Here is a 17,406-nt window from a genome sequence, read left to right on the forward strand (position 1 = left end):
AATCATGCAGGGTTTATTTGGTTCAATATAATTCATATTTATAATATGTAATTTTAAAAACTGAGGTATGTTTTTTAACATGCTTTTGATTCAACTATTTTTATTTGACTATAAATTTACAAAATTGTATATAAAACCTTATTTTTTGATAATATATAAGTAATAAATTCATAGAATTGGAGTGATGAGATGCAGCCGTTAGAAAGGGAGATTCATTCTAATATGCTGAAAGTGTGGAGGATGCACGCTTTAATTGGGGCGGCAGTTATACTAACAGTCGTAATTGCATATTTCTTTTTCATGATTAACTTTAATTGGTGGGGGTGGTTGTTTGGACTATTAGTAACAGGAGCCATTACATTTATTCCACTTGATTATTTTGTGTTTCCAAATTTACGTCAGCGCTATTATAGTTACAGATTAAATGAAGAAGAGATTGAGATTCAAAAGGGAATGTTCGTTGTAGAACGCGTACTTATTCCGATGATCCGTGTGCAGCACGTAACGATTGAGCAAGGGCCGATTATGAGAAAGTATAATTTAGCAGAATTACACATTTCAACAGCCGCAACTTCTCATAGTATCCCAGGTTTAACGAAAGAAGAAGCAGAACAGCTGAAAAGACAAATTGGAGAACTTGCGAAAGTGAGTGATGAGGATGTATAGGAGGCAACATCCGATCACGATATTGTTAGGTATTAGGGTTGCGAGTTTGTTGCCACTTATTATTCTTGTTTTATTTAAACCTGATGAACAAGTGGAACCTTGGTATTTATTTTATCTTTTCCTTCTGGTTGTTTTATTCATCATGGCTATTTTTTCAGCAATTAAATGGTATTTTAAAGTGTACTGGATTGAGAATAATATTTTACATATAAAGCACGGTGTTTTTGTAAAGAAGGAAAGCTATTTAAATAAAGAGCGTGTACAAAATATTAGTACATCTTCTAACGCCATTTATCAAATGCTCGGACTTATGAAGCTAAATATAGAAGTAGCAGGCGGCAGTAGTGAGCCAGAAGTGATGTTGGCTGGTATTAAAGAAGACGAGGCAAAACATTTAATCTCTTTATTACATAAGAAAGAAACTACTGTAAAAGAAGAAATAGAAGAGGAAGAAAGCAAGACGGTTTATCAGTTAACAACGAAAGAGGTTTTAGCCGCAGCGATTACATCTGGTCGGTTCGGACTAGTGTTCTCTGGACTAGTACTTCTTTACACAAAGTTTGATTTTGTTCTTCCTGAAGGATTCACAAGTAAAGTAGAAGCGTATGTGATGGGAAACGGTGTTTATAAACTAATTGTAATTGCATTAATTTTAATGGTAATTTCATGGATTATTTCCACGGCTGGATATGTGTTGAAATATGCAAACTTTAAAATTGAGCGAAAAGGGGAAGAGATTCGTATCGTTCAAGGATTATTTGAAAAGAAAGAGTTTGTCTTAAAATTGCACCGCATTCAAGCGATTACTGTAAAAGAAGGTATGCTTCGCCAGCCGTTTGGTTATTGTGCTGTTGAAGTGGAAGCAATTCAAAGTATTGGAGCAGCAAGTAACGAAGTAATGTTGCATCCATTTATGAAGAAAAAAGATGTACAGCACCTGCTCACATATTTAGAGTTACCTTATGAAATCGAAGCGGAGATCGTTCACTTACCAAAAACAGCGTTGCATCGTTATTTCATTATGGGCTGGTCAATAAGTATCATACTCACAGTTCTAATTGCCAGCGTGAGTATATATTTTAAACAATATATTGCGTTGTTTGTTATTTTACCGTTATTTATCGTGTTTTCGTTACTTGCGTATGCTAGATATAAAAGTGGCGGTTATGAATTAAGAGAAAATCAACTAACGGTTGTATATCGTAATTTTTCGAAATATACAGGAATAATGCGAAGAAGACATGTTCAAGTAGTAGGTTATGATCAATCGTATTTTCAAAGAAAAGATGAATTATGTACAACTCTTGTAGCGGTAGCCGGGCGCGGTTATGAAGTAAAGCATATGAGAAAAAAAGATTCACTTAGTATATATAATTGGTACAAAGAAAAAGGAAACACCGGTGTGTAATGGTGTTTCCTTTTTGTTATTAAATGGATATCTTTAGTCGAATCGTTGATATATTTCAAGATGTGATAGATATATTCGAAAAATCGTTGATATATTCAAAGATGTGATAGATATATTCGAAAAATCGTTAATATAATTTCACGTTCTGCTAGTGTTGTATTACTTTTTAATTAAACTAACACATCAAAAGTAGTCACAAAAGAAGGACGAGAGAAAATACTCTTTTGCTGTTCCGCATGTGGATGCGCTGGAGCTTGTCCTTCTGCTTGTGTGGGACGTTTTTTATGAGCATTTTCGAATGAACGTGATTCTGTCCAGTCTTTAAAGTTTTGCTCTGTTTCCCACATCGTTAAGATGACATATGTATCGTTACTTAATGGGCGTAAAACACGGATCGCTTGGAATCCTGGTTCGTTTTCAATAAGGCCTGCGCGGTTTTTAAAGCGGTTTTCAAATACTGGGCGACCTTCGTCTGTGACAGAAATGTTGTTACAAACGATATAGCCAGATTGTCCTTTAAATTCACCGACAGCATCTAGTACGTCATACTGAAGTGAGCCTTCTACAGATTCTTCTGTATTTTCTTTATAAAACATATTTTTTTCATCATTTTTTGCAGTGAAATGTGATTGTTCTAGAGGTGTTTCGTATGAAATAATCGCCTTCATTTTAATGCCCCCTTAATAGTTTGTTTCTATTATATCAACTCTCTTAAAAAACTTCGAAGATTATATACATAAAGATACTTCTTTTTCAAATAATAAATGTACCATCATTTGGAAAGAAGGACGATGTATGAAGAAAGTAAAGTGGACTTTATTAGGCGGCGTCGCAACGTTTGTAGTAGCAATTGTACTCTATAAACTTATCGTGTTAGCTGGTGGCTATATGATGGATGAAAAGCAGCTCGTTTTCCACTCTTCATCACGTATTGTTGACCAGAAAGGAAAAGAAATTACGAAATTATACGTAGAAAATAGGGAACTCGTACCAGTCGAGCAAATTCCGAAGTATGTGCAGCAAGCGTTTGTTGCGGTGGAAGATTCTCGTTTTTATGAGCATCAAGGAATTGATTATCCGTCTATATTCCGTGCTCTGTATAAAGATACGTTAGCTAGAGAAAAGGTAGAGGGCGGTAGTACTATTACGCAGCAACTCGCTAAAAATGTCTTTTTAACTCGTGAAAAAACATTTACGCGCAAATTGAAGGAAGTCGCAATTTCTCTTCAATTAGAGCAAAAATATACGAAGCAACAAATTCTTGAAATGTATATGAATCATATTTATTTTGGTCATGGGGCTTACGGTATTCAAGCGGCAGCAAAGTTGTATTTTAATAAAAATGTTGAGGATTTAACAGTAGAGGAAGGGGCAATGCTTGCAGGCCTTCCGAAGTCACCAAACGGATATTCACCGTACTACTCTGCAGAGAAGAGTAAGGAACGCCGCGATCTAGTGTTGTCACTTATGCATAAACAAGGCTATTTGACTGCAGAAGAAAGCGTTCGTTATCAAGGGAAGACAATTGCTCTATATAAAAATTTAGATGAGAATGAGCTTGCATATATGCCGTATATTGATATGGTCATAGATGAAGCCGCTCGTTTATACGGATTGTCTCATCAAGAAGTACTTCGCGGAGGATATACGTTTGTCGTACCTATGGATGAAAAGATTCAAAAGGTAGCATATAACCAGTTTCAAGATGCAAGGAATTTTCCTGGGAAAGAAGAAGGGGCGCAAGGTGCGTTCTTATTAATGGATAATCGTACGGGAGGGATTAAAGCGGCGATTGGGGGAAGAAAGTACGTCCCGAGAGGATTTAATCGTGTTTTTGCCAAAAGGCAGCCCGGATCTGTTTTAAAACCACTTATCGTTTATGCACCAGCACTAGAAACGAAAAAGTATAATCCGTATTCTTTATTAACAAATGAAAGAAATTCTTTTGAAGGGTATGAACCTCGAAATTATAATCATGAGTATTCAAAAGAAATGACGATGTATGATGCGATTTTAGAGTCGGCAAATGTACCGGCAGTTTCTTTATTAAATGAGTTAGGGGTAGAAGAAGGAAAGCAATATTTAGAAAAAGGGAATGTTCATATTGCAGATGCTGGTTTAAGTACAGCGCTTGGCGGATTGAAAAATGGCGTTTCAACATTTGATCTTGTAAAAATGTATCGTTCATTTTTAGCAAATGGAAATATTATCGAGCCGCACGTTATTGATAAAGTATTAAACAGACACGGTGCAGTCATTGGGGAATCTCCAAAAGTAGAGACGAAAATCTTTTCGAAGCAGACAGCATGGTATATGACGAAAATGTTAGAAGGAGTTGTGAAGGAAGGAACAGCGAGAGTTGGTGTATATAACGGTGCGTTAGCTGGAAAAACGGGTACAACTTCATTGCCAAATGACGATAAGGGAGCAAGAGATATGTGGTTCGTCGGCTATACACCGAACTTAGTAGGCGCTGTTTGGATTGGTTATGACCGCACGGATAAGGAGCATCAGTTGCAAGGAGAAAGTGCATCTGCGACAAAATTATTTAAGAAAATTTTAACGAAGGCTAATGTAGAACATAAAGAGAAGTTTATGAAGCCTGAAGGTGTGGAAACAATCGGTGCTCCGATTCGGCTGCGAAGAATTGAAGATGTAAAAATGAAACTATCATTTAGTCCTTTCGGTTTATTTAAAGCAAAATTAAGCTGGACGCCACTTCCAGATAACAGAATTATGTACCGAATCTATAGAGTGGAGAATGGAATTCATACGCATGTTAGCACTGTAAACGGTGCTGGAGAATATGAGGAAAAGTTCGTTAACATATTTTCAAAACCGAGCTTTTACGTTGTACCATATAATACACAAACGAATCGCGAAGGAGAAAAGTCAAAAGTAGCTAAACCATAGTTTTTCTCTGTGTTATAATAAGAATGTTGTGAAAATAGTAAGCGTTTTTAAGAATGTTTGTGTCAATTTAATGAACAACGTACATAATATTATGCATTTTGTTTTTACAAGCTGTATAGTAAAAAAAGATAAATATCGAGCGTATTCGAAGCATTGGTAAGGAAGGGAGCAACGGTCTTGGTAAGAACTATAAATGAGACATTTTTAAAAGCATGTAGGGGGGAACGTACCGATTATGTACCAGCATGGTATATGCGTCAAGCAGGTCGTTCACAGCCGGAATATAGAAAGATTAAAGAAAAGTATTCTTTATTTGAAATTACACACAATCCAGAGTTATGTGCTTACGTTACAAAATTGCCGGTTGATCAATATAACGTAGACGCAGCAATTCTTTATAAAGATATTATGTCACCACTACCTGCAATTGGTGTGGACGTAGAAATTAAATCAGGTATTGGCCCAGTTATCGATAATCCAATCCGTTCTTTACAAGACGTAGAAAAACTAGGGGAAATCAATCCAGAAGATGACGTACCGTACATACTAGATACAATTCGTTTATTAACGACAGAAATGTTAGACGTACCGTTAATCGGTTTTTCAGGAGCTCCATTTACATTAGCGAGCTATATGATTGAAGGCGGTCCATCTCGTAACTACCATAATACGAAAGCGTTCATGTATGCAGAGCCAAAAGCTTGGTTCGCTTTAATGGATAAACTAGCAGATATGGTTATTACATATTTAAAAGCGCAAATTAACGCAGGAGCAAAAGCAGTTCAAATTTTCGATTCTTGGGTTGGAACAGTAAATGTAGCAGATTATCGCGTATTTATTAAACCAGCAATGGAGCGTATTTTTGCAGAAGTTCGTAAGATGGGTGTACCGATGATTATGCACGGCGTAGGAGCTGCACACTTAGTGAATGAGTGGCACGACTTACCGCTTGATGTAGTCGGCTTAGACTGGCGCTTACCGATTGAAGAAGCACGTGCACGTGGCGTTCATAAGGCGGTACAAGGTAATATGGACCCTTCATTCTTACTTGCACCATGGTCTGTTATTGAAGAACATGTAAAAGGTATTTTAGATCAAGGGATGAAACAGCCGGGTTATATCTTTAACTTAGGTCACGGTGTATTCCCAGAAGTAAATCCGGATACATTAAAACGTTTAACTACATTTATTCATGAATACTCTAAAGGGCAGTTAGCGAAGTAAAGGAGAATTGCTGTATGAAAAAGAAAATTGGTTTGCTTGTGATGGCATACGGAACGCCATATAAAGAAGAAGATATTGAACGTTACTATACACATATTCGCAGAGGAAGAAAGCCAAGTCCTGAAATGCTGGAAGATTTAACAGAGCGTTACCGTGCAATTGGTGGTATTTCTCCTTTAGCTACTATTACATTAGAGCAAGCTAAGAAGTTAGAGAAGCGTTTAAATGAAGTACAAGATGAAGTAGAGTACCATATGTATCTTGGCTTAAAACATATTGAACCGTTTATTGAAGATGCGGTGAAAGATATGCATAACGACGGAATACAAGATGCAATCGCACTTGTTCTTGCACCTCACTATTCTACTTTTAGCGTGAAATCATACGTTGGACGAGCACAAGAAGAAGCTGAGAAACTTGGAAACTTAACAATTCACGGTATTGATAGCTGGTATAAAGAGCCGAAATTCATCCAGTACTGGGTCGATGCAGTGAAAGTTATATATAACGGTATGTCAGATGCAGAGCGTGAAAAAGCAGTATTAATCGTATCTGCACATAGCTTACCAGAGAAAATTATTGGAATGGGCGATCCATATCCAGATCAATTAAATGAAACAGCGGACTATATCGCGCGCGGAGCTGAAGTAGCAAACTATGCAGTAGGCTGGCAAAGTGCAGGAAACACACCAGATCCTTGGATTGGTCCAGATGTACAAGATTTAACGAGAGAACTAAATGAAAAGCACGGTTATACTTCATTCGTATATGCACCAGTTGGATTTGTTGCGGAACATTTAGAAGTTTTATATGACAACGACTTTGAGTGTAAAGTTGTAACGGATGAAATTGGTGCGAAATATTATCGTCCAGAAATGCCAAATGCATCGGACGCATTTATTGATTGTTTAACAGATGTTGTATTAAAGAAAAAAGAATCTGTACTGTAAGAAGAAAGGGGGAGCCTGCTTGAGGAAAAAAGTTGTGATCGTCGGCGGAGGCATCACTGGATTAACAGCAATGTATAACTTACAAAAAAATATTCATGAAAAAAACTTGCCGATTGATACATTACTTATAGAAGCATCGGGTAAACTAGGCGGAAAAATTCAAACCGTTCGAAAAGATGGATTTACAATTGAGCGCGGACCGGATTCTTTCTTAGCACGAAAAGAAAGTGTAGCTAGATTAGTGAAAGAATTAGGTCTCGGCGATGAACTTGTAAATAATCAAGCCGGTCAATCATTTATCCTTGTAAACAATCGGTTACATAAAATGCCGAATGGATCAATGATGGGAATTCCAACGCAAATTACGCCGTTTCTATTTTCCGGGCTGTTCTCCCCGATTGGTAAACTAAGAGCTGGCTTTGATCTATTAATGCCGAGGTCAAAGCCAGTATCTGACCAATCACTCGGACAATTTTTTAGGCATCGTCTTGGAAATGAAGTGGTTGAAAACTTAATAGAACCGTTACTATCGGGTATTTATGCAGGGGATATTGATGAAATGAGCTTAATGTCAACATTCCCGCAAATGTATCAAATTGAGCAGAAACATCGCAGTATTTCACTCGGTATGCGTACGCTCGCTCCGAAAGAAGAGAAAGCTGAACCGAAAAAGGGAATGTTCCAAACAGTGAAAACAGGTTTAGAATCTATCGTAAAATCTCTCGAAGCAAAGATGCATGAAGGTACGATAATAAAGGGAACTCGCATTGAAAAAATTGCAAAACAGGGTGATGGTTATACGATTACTCTTAGTAACGGAAAAGAAATAGAAGCGGACGCCATCGTAGTGGCAACTTCGCATAAAGTATTGCCGTCCATGTTTGCTCAGTACAAGCAGTTTCGTTTCTTCCGTAATATTCCATCCACATCCGTTGCCAATGTCGCACTTGCTTTCCCAAAATCTGCAATCCAGCGCGATATTAATGGTACAGGATTTGTCGTATCACGAAATAGCGATTACACGATTACAGCATGTACGTGGACGCATAAAAAATGGCCACATACAACGCCAGAAGGAAAAACACTCCTTCGCTGTTACGTTGGACGTGCTGGTGATGAAGCTGTTGTAGAACAAACTGAAGAAGAACTCGTTCAGCTCGTACTAGAAGATTTACGAAAGACGATGGATATTACAGAGGATCCAGAGTTTACAATCGTAAGTCGCTGGAAAGAAGCGATGCCTCAATATACTGTAGGCCATAACGAGCGAATGAAAAAGCTCACAACATTTATGGAGAAAGAGTTGCCAGGTATATACTTGGCAGGTAGCTCCTATGCTGGTGCTGGACTTCCAGATTGTATTAATCAAGGTGAGGAAGCTGCAAAGCGTGTATTATCTCATTTGGAGAAAGTAATAGATGCTGAATTAATCGCACAATAAACGAAACGCCTTCAATTATATTGAAGGCGTTTCGTTTATTATATAAAATACTTATTCGCCAATAAACATATATAAGTTATTTGGCTTTATAACGGCATCTCCTGCATAAATAACCCACTCTGTTAAGTTATCAAAATCTAAATGATAACTATTTCCTTCACTCATATCTTTTATAAAATATGGTTCATTAATGAGTATTCCTTGAATGAAATCTTCCGTAATGTTTTGCATTTCAAACCACATATGTTCACTTTTTCCTTCTTCGTAGGAGACACCAAACTTAGCAAGGAAACGAAAATCTTCATTTGATTGTTCAATATGAAAAATGTTGCTGAAATAGCCGAAAGTATTTTTCGCATTGTAAGCCATACGAGCCGTTTCACTATTTGTTTTATAGAACATGAGCCCTGTAGCTTCCTCGTGTTCTTTGAAAAAATTTTCAATATATTCTTCTGAAGTATTAAATTTGAATAAGAGAACGGATGGAGATTGATGGTATTCATCTCGGGCATCCATTCCGCCTAAGAATGTATTTTGTGCATCTATTGGTTGTAGTTTCACTTCTTCATCCTCGATTGAAGATAATTGGTCCATACTCGTTTTATGCCCTATATAAGATAATCCTTTTTCCCACGGAACAGCGACTGTATGTATAGAACCTTGCTGACTATGCGCGATAACGATAGGCTCATTCATAGGGACTTGTCCATTCTCAACGGCATTATTAGCAAATGTTTGAAAGAGATCGCCAATGCCGTAGTAGGAAGAAATGCGATTTGGAATAATTAACTCTATTTCAGTTACGCCTGCTCTTAAAAGACCATGTGTATGAAACCAATATTGCGTAGGCTCATCATCTTTATCGTCTTCATAAACAGAATGAATAACGTACAAGTCAGGAATGTCAGGTAATAATTCATTTTCAACGTGATATTCAATATAGCTTCTAGATATCACTTTCATTGCTGCACTTGAATCGATTACAAATAACAAATCTGGGGCGAGATTCCATAAAAACTGTAACTGCTGGAAAAAGCAGTCCAGTACATCGCCTACAAATAGCGTACGAGTGAAAATTTCAGTGCCGAAAGCCACATCTTCAAAATTACGATCTACAATTGTAGAATCTTGTCTATTGTACATTTTATATTCTTCTGGGTCGTTCGCCTCATCAATATGCAGTTCATACGGTATGACTGTTTCACCCATATGTAATTCAACAATAAGGCTTGTCTCATCACTATAAACAATTTTTAACTCATCAACTTTAGTAGCGATAATTTCTAGTCGGTGTTTTAACTGCTCAATTGTAATTCTAGTTGGTATAACAGCAATCATATCTGAAAAATGACGTTCTAATGTTCCATTCATAGCTGCGCGGTATGTTTCTGTTTGCACTTCCATCCAATCACTCCTATTCAAATGAATCCATTTTACATGCCAATCAAATATCGATATTTTCTGTTTTCTCTCTCTAACATTATAGAGTGTATTTGTAGAAGGTGTAAAATTATTATTTTGTATTATAGTTTGAAAGCTTGTAAATTAAATAAATCTTTTGTAAAATTTGTCGAAATATAGTTCTATATAACGAATCATTTGTTATGATAGAAATGCTGAGAAAATATGAAATAGGGAGAGGAAAATGGCTGTGAAGAAATTATTAAGCGTCTTTTTATCATTCTTGCTATTGCTTTCATTTACTGGAACTTTAGCGCAAGCAGAAGAAACTGCTTCTATGTCAGTAGAAAAAGCAATTCAAGTATTTAAGCAGCAAGGGAAAACGAAGGGGATTGTGGAAGGATATATTGTTGGATATACGCAAAGTTCTTCTAAATATACGAAGGATCCAGCTAAGTTTGATGATACAAACGTAGCAATTGCAGATTCGCCAAACGAAACGAATCCAGACAAAATCATGCCCATTCAGTTGCCAAAAGGTGATGTGAGAACGGCAGTGAATGTAAAAGATCACCCTGAAAATATCGGGAAGAAGGTTAGTTTGACTGGGACTCTTGAATTATATTTTAGTAACCCAGGTCTAAAATCAGTAACAGCTTATAAGTTTCAAGGTGAAGGACAAAACCGTGTTAGCGATGTGGTAGCTTCACCGAACGGCGGAGAAGTTGCTAAAGGAACAGCGGTAACATTAACGACGAATACAGAAGGCGCAACAATCTACTATACGTTAGATGGCTCTAATCCTACTAATAAAAGTGTTCGTTATAATGGACAAATTGTAATGAATGAAAATAGTGTAGTGAAAGCAATCGCGGAAAAAGAAGAGCTTACTTCTTCAGCAATTTCGACATTTTCATTTATTATCGTAAATAATGAACCAGTTCGTATTCATGACATTCAAGGAAAATCACATATTTCTCCTTACAACGGGAAGAAAGTAAACAATGTGGAAGGCGTTGTCACAGCGCTTGATAAAAACGGCTTTTATATAGAAGATAATCAGCCGGATAATGATCCAGCTACTTCAGAAGGTATTTACGTATATAAAAAAGATGCGAATGTAGCAGTAGGAGATCTTATTCAAGTTGATGGAGTAGTAGAAGAATATGTTGGACCAGGATATGCAGAGCGATTTGAAACAGACTTAACGACGACAGAAATTAAGGCGAGTCGCGTTGCTGTAATCGCAAAAAATCAAACTTTACCAGCACCGATTGTACTTGGAGAAAACGGTGTGAAAATCCCGGACCAGATTATTGATAATGATGCATTTGGTTTATTTGATCCAAATGAAGATGCAATCGACTTCTATGAAAGTATAGAAGGTATGCGTGTTACGATGCCAACACCAAAAATTATTACACCTCAGAAAAACGGGAATTTATATGTAACAGTAAAAAATGGTGGAGATAAAATAGTAACACAATATGGGACACCTCTATTAGATGAAAATCAATTAAACCCAGAGCGTCTTTCTGTAAAAGTACCTCGCGATTATGTAGCAAAAGTAGGAGATACTTTTACTGGAGATATAACAGGGGTAGTAGGATATGATTACGGTTCTTTCCGTATTTCGCCAATAACAGAACTGCCAGCTGTAGTGGATGGTGGATTTAAGCAAGTAGGCGCAAATATTCAGCCACGTCTTGATAAGTTAACGGTTGCTACATATAACATTGAAAACTTCTCAGCGAATAAAAAAGAAACAACAGATGAAAAGGTAAAAGCGTTAGCGTATTCTATTAAATACAACTTAAAAATGCCAGATATTATCGGTGTAGAGGAAATGCAAGATAATAACGGATCAATTAATGACGGTACAACAGATGCGTCATTAAGCGCAAAACGTATCATTGATGCAGTCCTAGAAATTCGTGGACCGAAGTATGAGTATGTAGAAATCGCTCCAAACAATAATCAAGACGGAGGAGCACCAGGAGCGAATATTCGCGTCGGCTTCTTCTATAATCCATCACGCGTGAAATTAGCGACGGTACCAAAGTTACTTGATAAAAATGTTGTTCGTATTGGAGACGAAAATCCATTATTTGAAAGTACCCGTAAACCGTTAGCGGCAGAATTTACGTTCCAAGGACAAAACATTGTTGTCGTTGCAAATCACTTAAACTCAAAACTAGGAGATGCAACGCCATTTGGAAAAGTGCAGCCGCTCGTATTAAAAAGTGAAGACAAACGAATTCAGTTAGCACAAGAAGTAAATCATTTCGTGCAAGGAATTCAGGAAAAGAATACGAATGCACCAGTTGTCGTGTTAGGTGATATGAACGATTTCGAGTTCTCTAAACCACTAAAAGCACTAGAGGGAACAATCTTAAAAGATATGTTAAACACAGTGCCGAAAGAGAATCGTTACACTTACATTCACGAAGGAAATGCACAAGTGTTAGATCATATTTTAGTAACAAACAACATCGCACCGCACACAATTGTAGATCCAGTGCACTTAAACTCAAACATAATGAAAGAGCACGGACGTGTAAGCGACCATGACCCAGTACTTGCTCAAATTGATTTGAAGAAAGCTTCTTAAAGAAAGGAACGCTTAGGTGACTAAGCGTTCTTTTTTTTTCATTGTTATAGAATAGTATAAAGAGATGATTCCTTTTTTTGTAATCTAATGATAAAATTAATTGAATATTTAGTTTTTTAAGGGGGACAACAATGCAGTTACAAATAAATGGAAAGTTAATGAATCAGCTTGCAATTTTTTTTAGTACGATCGTCATGCTTCAGTTTGTAGCTGATATAACAGGACTTACAAGCAATCTAGATATTACGTATAACTTAATTAATACAGCAGCTTCTTATATAACATTTAGTTTGGCGGTTATTTTTACTTTAATAGGTGCAAGAAGAGAATTAAGTAAATATGCAATTATTTTATTATGTTCAGTGGTAGGTATTAAAGCAATTTATTTTGCGGTGTTCGTTATCTTATGGGGATTGGCAGGTACACCGTAAAGGGGAGGATGATTATATGTAATGATAATAAGAGCGTAATTCTCTATGTTAACTTAGGGAATTACGCTCTTATTCGTTTAATTATTTAGTCTGAAATTGTTTGAAACGCTTTTCTACACCGCTCTCTTTTTTGCAACCTTCTTCTATATTTTTTTCTATCACGTTTTACTCCTTGTATATACATGATTAAGCTAACGAGGAGGAAGAAAGTGCATTGCATCGTTAAAATATACGGAGACATGCCATGCAACGGTTGTTTTGGGTCATATAAATGAAAAGGCGCTCCGCCTATTGTAGGGAATATCGTATTTAGCAGGACGTAAGGAATGGAGGCAACTGCAAATGGGAAAAGAATCGCCATATAGTCCTTTTGTGACCACGCAGATGCTGCAAGTCCTAAAAGGGCCATTAAACCTGCAAATAAAAAATTAATTCCGATATATACAGCAATGTAAGTGAGGGGAGATTCGTAATATAAGTTTGCAAACATCCCATTATCATTTATAATGCCTGAACCAGCAGTCGGTTCTCCGTCTGGAATGGTTAATTTGCAAAATAATAACGATAAGATGAATGGAAATGTATAAAGAAATCCGCCACAAAAGAATGTAACAATATATTTCGTTACTGAATAAGGGAACAAAGAAATCCCTTTACTTACAAACGGTTTAAAACCATCTGATTTATCCGAATTGTAACTTGTACTAAAGGGGAAACTAGCAATAACGGGCATTAATAATAAATAAACATCCATTTCATTGTCGCGAAATCCAATCCATTTAATATCCGTCGATATAGGTCCATTCGCAGCGTCTCCTAAATAACGAATTACATAATAATAATGATAAATACAAATAAGAACAAATCCACTGAACATAATAATTAAAGAAACACGATTACAAAAAGCTTGCTTTATATTTAAACGAAGCGCACGCATCATGACTGAAAAAGCCTCCACTATTTTGATAAACTTGTCTATTTTCTATATTACTATTAATTGTAAAGATTTTCTTGTTTTTTTATTTGATTATTTGAAAAAGAGGAATTTTGTTGTTGTGAAGTAAGGTTTAGCTGAAATTAATTTTTCTAAAATATGGTTGACAATTAAGTATTACATTTGTAATCTTAATTGTAGATTACAAATGTAATACTTAGGAGTGAAACATACGATGACAAATCAATTACCTAAAATATCTGAAGCGGAATTAGAAATTATGAAAGTACTTTGGTCGAATTCTCCACAAACAGCGAATGAAATTATAGAAGAACTGGAAGATGCAATGGACTGGAAACCGAAAACAATCCGCACATTAATTAATCGATTAGTACAAAAGGAAGCCGTTTCTTACCATCAAGATAAAGGGCGAATGTATGCTTATTATCCGTTAGTATCACAAGATAATTATTTGCAAGTGGAAACGAAATCTTTACTAAAGCGTTTTTGCGGTGCAGCGTTTAAGCCGTTACTTGTTAATTTTTTAAAAGAGGAAAAATTGTCTTCAGAAGATATTAATGAATTAAAACGCATTTTAGATGAGAAGACAGAGGAGAATAAGAGGAAGGATCGATAAAAATGATAGACACGCTTATAAATGTATATCTTCCTCATTTTTTTGATTGGCTTATAGAAACGTCACTTATGGCCAGCATATTAGTTGGATTTATTTTATGTATAAAAGTTCTATTTAGAAATAAATTAACACCCCGGTGGCAATATATGTTGTGGATCGTATTAATGATAAGACTCCTTTTACCATGGTCGCCAGATAGCTCTTATAGCATTTACTCATTACTTTCCTATAGTTCTAGTGTATCGGAAGTTATTCCAAAAAATATGCCGGCTACTGAGAATATAGTGAACATAGAAAGCGACCGTAAAGTGGAATTGGAATCAAATCCTAAAATGGTGACAAAAACTAGCGAACCGGAAGTAGAAGTCAGTTCGGAAAAACAGACTACATTTTCTTTATACAAACTTGCTTTGTATGTGTGGCTAGCTGGGGTAATCATATTAGCAGCCATCACGTTTCTTACAAATAGACGGTTATATTCGTACATAAAGAAACAACCGGATATTACGGATGAACAGGTCATTACAGTGTTTGATCGCTGTAAGCAGTCTATGAAAGTGAAGAAGGCAGTTTCCTTACGTTTAGCAGGAAAAATTGCAAGTCCAACTGTGTTTAGTTTCTTTCGCCCAAAAGTATTACTATCAAAAAAACATATGAAAGTATTAAATGAGCAACAATTACAATATGTCTTTTACCATGAGTTAGCTCATATTAAGAGAAAAGATGTAGCTGTAAATTGGATTATGTACAGTTTAATCCTATTAAATTGGTTCAATCCAATTCTTTGGTACGCCTATTTTTGTATGCGAGAAGATCAAGAATTGGCATGTGATGCATATGCACTTACTTTTATAGATAAAGAGGAACAAATTGCATACGGTCATACAATTATTACCCTTTTAGAACATTATTCCTATCAAGTACCAAGCCTAGCAAATTTAAGTAGAAATAAACGAACACTAAAAAGGAGAATCGTTATGATTAAAAAATTCCAAAAGAAATCGTATCGTCTTTCTTTACTTGGGATTATTGCGATAGCAGCTATAGCAGGCGGATTTTTATTAAATGCAAAGATAACTGAGGGAGATGAAAGACAGGAAGAAAAGGTTGTAGAAAAAAAGCAATCTAAAGCAGCTTTTGAAAAAGCGATAGAAACAGTATTAGGTACACCAGAGAATGCAAGTAGAGAATGGGGTATGTCAATAAAGTCATATAAAAGGGATACAGATTTTTTGTATTTGGCAGAAAAGAATTTTACAAAAGAAGAATTTGAGCAGTATGTTCAATTATTTAAAGAAGCTAAAGAAATTCATAAAAAAGCAATGGTTAATAAAAAAGTACCTGAGAATTATGATAGAGATACAAAGGAATTTAAACGTGAACGTTTGAATAAAGCTGATCAAGAAAGATTAGCTAGTATTGAGAAGAAATTAGTTCCACTTTCGGAAAGGGTGGAGAAGTCTTTAACATATACTATAGAAGAAGCGAAAGAACATGTACCGTATCAAATTAAGCAGCCGACTTATATACCTGAAGGTTATGAATTAAAGAGGGAATGGGCTGACTCATATTTTGGAAGAGATGTAGAATTAGTTGTTAAATCAGAATATACAAATGGAAAATATGGTTTTACAATTTACCAATCAAGGATTTATGCAGGTGGTAATAAGGATCCACTTCACTACATGATGCCTGGAGAAGAGAATCTAGAAAGTTATAATTTAGACGGGAAAGGAATGGTCTATAATAAATCTTCTCATGGAGAGGATAAGTTAAAAGGGCTCAAAATGTTTGTACCAGAACAAGGAAAGAATAGTGAGTATCAGGTTGTCATAGTGAATGATATTTTTACAAGAGATACAAAGATATACGAAGAGATAATCGATGATGAGCTAACTAAGAAAGAAATGGAGAAAATATTAATTTCTATGTCAAAATAATAGACAGTGTTCTTAAACTTTTAGTTTTAAGAACACTGTCTATTTTATTAAATTTCTAGTGGGATCTAGCCAGCAATTATTATGAATATATTCTAGCTTTCCATACAAGTATACTTTTTGATACACTATGGACAGTATGATATAACTTGACTGAAATCTTTTATACTGGAAATAATAAAAAGAGAACTTGTATAGAATGTAAGCGTGTGGTAATATCAAAGATGTACTGATTGACTATATTATCCAATTGGTCATTTTTGGAGGTGACAATGTGGCGATAGATCGAAAACGTTCTATTATTGAAGCTGCAACAAAGTCTTTTTCAGCGTTCGGTTATAAAGCAACAACGATGGATCAAGTAGCGAAGTTAGCGAATGTAGGAAAAGGAACGATTTATACTTTTTTCAAAAATAAAGAAGAGCTATTTGGTGAAATTATTTCTAATTTAATTACAGAAATGAAGCAAGTTGCAGAAAATGCAATTCGTTCAGATGTTTCATTTTTTGAAAATGTACATAGAGCATTATATAGCATCTTGGAATTTAGAAAAGAACATCAGCTCATGATTAAATTAATTCAAGAAGAGCGCGATATGGGAACGAAAGAAGTACAAGAAGTTATGCAACAAGTTGATGTGGAAATCGTTTCTGTTATTCAATCGTATTTAAAGATTGCGATTGAAAAAGGTGAAATTAGCAAATGTGATCCAGAAATTACAGCATTTATTATGCTTCGTCTATATGTATCGCTTATTTTTGATTGGGAAAAAAATCATGAACCGCTAGAAAAAGAAAAAATTGCAGAGTTATTTGAACTTTATTTACTAAAAGGATTGTCAAACTAAGATAAT

14 protein-coding genes are annotated in these 17,406 nt (G+C 35.7%); 11 read left to right on the forward strand and 3 right to left on the reverse strand.

Features of this window, described 5'->3' with window-relative positions; translation table 11 throughout:
• The first annotated feature begins 189 nt into the window (after window positions 1–189).
• Complete coding sequence (locus tag CQ064_RS25860) at window positions 190–666, forward strand: PH domain-containing protein (protein ID WP_001182726.1); 477 nt, start codon at window positions 190–192, stop codon at window positions 664–666.
• Complete coding sequence (locus CQ064_RS25865) at window positions 659–2,074, forward strand: PH domain-containing protein (protein WP_015055095.1); 1,416 nt, start codon at window positions 659–661, stop codon at window positions 2,072–2,074. Before CQ064_RS25860 ends, CQ064_RS25865 begins: the two co-directional genes overlap by 8 nt.
• Window positions 2,075–2,244: 170 nt before the next feature.
• On the opposite strand, the gene hmoB is transcribed toward CQ064_RS25865, so the two are convergent.
• Window positions 2,245–2,742, reverse strand: coding sequence for a heme-degrading monooxygenase HmoB (gene hmoB / locus CQ064_RS25870; protein ID WP_000644097.1), 498 nt, complete (start codon window positions 2,740–2,742; stop codon window positions 2,245–2,247).
• 127 nt (window positions 2,743–2,869) lie between these two features.
• On the opposite strand from hmoB, the gene CQ064_RS25875 reads away from it, so the two are divergent.
• From CQ064_RS25875 to hemY, 4 genes are all read left to right on the forward strand, one after another.
• Entirely contained in the window at window positions 2,870–4,987 is a 2,118-nt protein-coding gene (locus CQ064_RS25875; protein WP_000756303.1) for a transglycosylase domain-containing protein, read from the forward strand.
• Between the two features lie 177 nt (window positions 4,988–5,164).
• Entirely contained in the window at window positions 5,165–6,211 is a 1,047-nt protein-coding gene (gene hemE, locus CQ064_RS25880) for a uroporphyrinogen decarboxylase (RefSeq protein ID WP_000252605.1), read from the forward strand.
• A gap of 14 nt (window positions 6,212–6,225) precedes the next feature.
• Window positions 6,226–7,161, forward strand: coding sequence for a ferrochelatase (hemH, locus tag CQ064_RS25885; protein ID WP_000726787.1), 936 nt, complete (start codon window positions 6,226–6,228; stop codon window positions 7,159–7,161).
• A 19-nt stretch (window positions 7,162–7,180) separates the two neighbouring features.
• On the forward strand, window positions 7,181–8,602 hold the full coding sequence (hemY, locus tag CQ064_RS25890) for a protoporphyrinogen oxidase (protein ID WP_001228113.1): 1,422 nt from the start codon (window positions 7,181–7,183) through the stop codon (window positions 8,600–8,602).
• A gap of 51 nt (window positions 8,603–8,653) precedes the next feature.
• Here hemY and CQ064_RS25895 read toward each other — a convergent pair whose 3' ends face one another.
• The gene (locus CQ064_RS25895) at window positions 8,654–10,006 is read right to left on the reverse strand and encodes a DUF4026 domain-containing protein (protein ID WP_000453694.1); all 1,353 of its coding nucleotides are present in this window, start codon (window positions 10,004–10,006) and stop codon (window positions 8,654–8,656) included.
• A gap of 241 nt (window positions 10,007–10,247) precedes the next feature.
• Here CQ064_RS25895 and CQ064_RS25900 point away from each other — a divergent pair, with 241 nt between their 5' ends.
• Together CQ064_RS25900 and CQ064_RS25905 are read left to right on the forward strand one after the other, a co-directional pair.
• A complete protein-coding gene (locus tag CQ064_RS25900; RefSeq protein WP_000279269.1) occupies window positions 10,248–12,614 on the forward strand; it encodes a DUF6359 domain-containing protein in 2,367 nt (788 codons plus the stop codon).
• Window positions 12,615–12,745: 131 nt separating this feature from the next.
• Window positions 12,746–13,045 (forward strand): hypothetical protein, encoded by a 300-nt coding sequence (locus CQ064_RS25905; RefSeq protein WP_001176841.1) that lies wholly within the window; start codon window positions 12,746–12,748, stop codon window positions 13,043–13,045.
• Window positions 13,046–13,130: 85 nt separating this feature from the next.
• Here the strand turns inward: CQ064_RS25905 and CQ064_RS25910 are convergent, their stop codons facing one another.
• Window positions 13,131–13,985 carry a hypothetical protein gene (locus CQ064_RS25910; RefSeq protein ID WP_000984143.1) on the reverse strand — a complete coding sequence of 285 codons (855 nt, stop codon included), beginning with the start codon at window positions 13,983–13,985 and terminating at the stop codon, window positions 13,131–13,133.
• A gap of 229 nt (window positions 13,986–14,214) precedes the next feature.
• Between CQ064_RS25910 and CQ064_RS25915 the strand changes: the two genes are divergently transcribed.
• The 3 genes from CQ064_RS25915 to CQ064_RS25925 all read left to right on the forward strand — a co-directional run bounded on the left by CQ064_RS25915 (window position 14,215) and on the right by CQ064_RS25925 (window position 17,400).
• Entirely contained in the window at window positions 14,215–14,616 is a 402-nt protein-coding gene (locus tag CQ064_RS25915) for a BlaI/MecI/CopY family transcriptional regulator (protein WP_000184503.1), read from the forward strand.
• Window positions 14,617–14,618: 2 nt separating this feature from the next.
• Complete coding sequence (locus CQ064_RS25920) at window positions 14,619–16,556, forward strand: M56 family metallopeptidase (RefSeq protein WP_015055096.1); 1,938 nt, start codon at window positions 14,619–14,621, stop codon at window positions 16,554–16,556.
• 271 nt (window positions 16,557–16,827) lie between these two features.
• Window positions 16,828–17,400: a TetR/AcrR family transcriptional regulator gene (locus tag CQ064_RS25925; protein ID WP_000963378.1), complete on the forward strand. Its 573-nt coding sequence runs from the start codon at window positions 16,828–16,830 to the stop codon at window positions 17,398–17,400.
• Window positions 17,401–17,406 lie beyond the last annotated feature (6 nt).

Source organism: Bacillus sp. MYb78 (genome assembly GCF_002975115.1).
In the GTDB taxonomy this organism is placed as follows: domain Bacteria; phylum Bacillota; class Bacilli; order Bacillales; family Bacillaceae_G; genus Bacillus_A; species Bacillus_A cereus.

Coding starts and splice junctions, on each gene's coding strand:
- CQ064_RS25915 (WP_000184503.1), top strand. CDS start 14,215: ATGACAAATCAATTACCTAAAATATCTGAAGCGGAATTAGAAATTATG.
- CQ064_RS25875 (WP_000756303.1), top strand. CDS start 2,870: ATGAAGAAAGTAAAGTGGACTTTATTAGGCGGCGTCGCAACGTTTGTA.
- CQ064_RS25895 (WP_000453694.1), bottom strand. CDS start 10,006: ATGGAAGTGCAAACAGAAACATACCGCGCAGCTATGAATGGAACATTA.
- CQ064_RS25865 (WP_015055095.1), top strand. CDS start 659: ATGTATAGGAGGCAACATCCGATCACGATATTGTTAGGTATTAGGGTT.
- CQ064_RS25920 (WP_015055096.1), top strand. CDS start 14,619: ATGATAGACACGCTTATAAATGTATATCTTCCTCATTTTTTTGATTGG.
- CQ064_RS25900 (WP_000279269.1), top strand. CDS start 10,248: ATGGCTGTGAAGAAATTATTAAGCGTCTTTTTATCATTCTTGCTATTG.
- hmoB (WP_000644097.1), bottom strand. CDS start 2,742: ATGAAGGCGATTATTTCATACGAAACACCTCTAGAACAATCACATTTC.
- CQ064_RS25910 (WP_000984143.1), bottom strand. CDS start 13,985: ATGATGCGTGCGCTTCGTTTAAATATAAAGCAAGCTTTTTGTAATCGT.
- CQ064_RS25860 (WP_001182726.1), top strand. CDS start 190: ATGCAGCCGTTAGAAAGGGAGATTCATTCTAATATGCTGAAAGTGTGG.
- hemH (WP_000726787.1), top strand. CDS start 6,226: ATGAAAAAGAAAATTGGTTTGCTTGTGATGGCATACGGAACGCCATAT.
- CQ064_RS25905 (WP_001176841.1), top strand. CDS start 12,746: ATGCAGTTACAAATAAATGGAAAGTTAATGAATCAGCTTGCAATTTTT.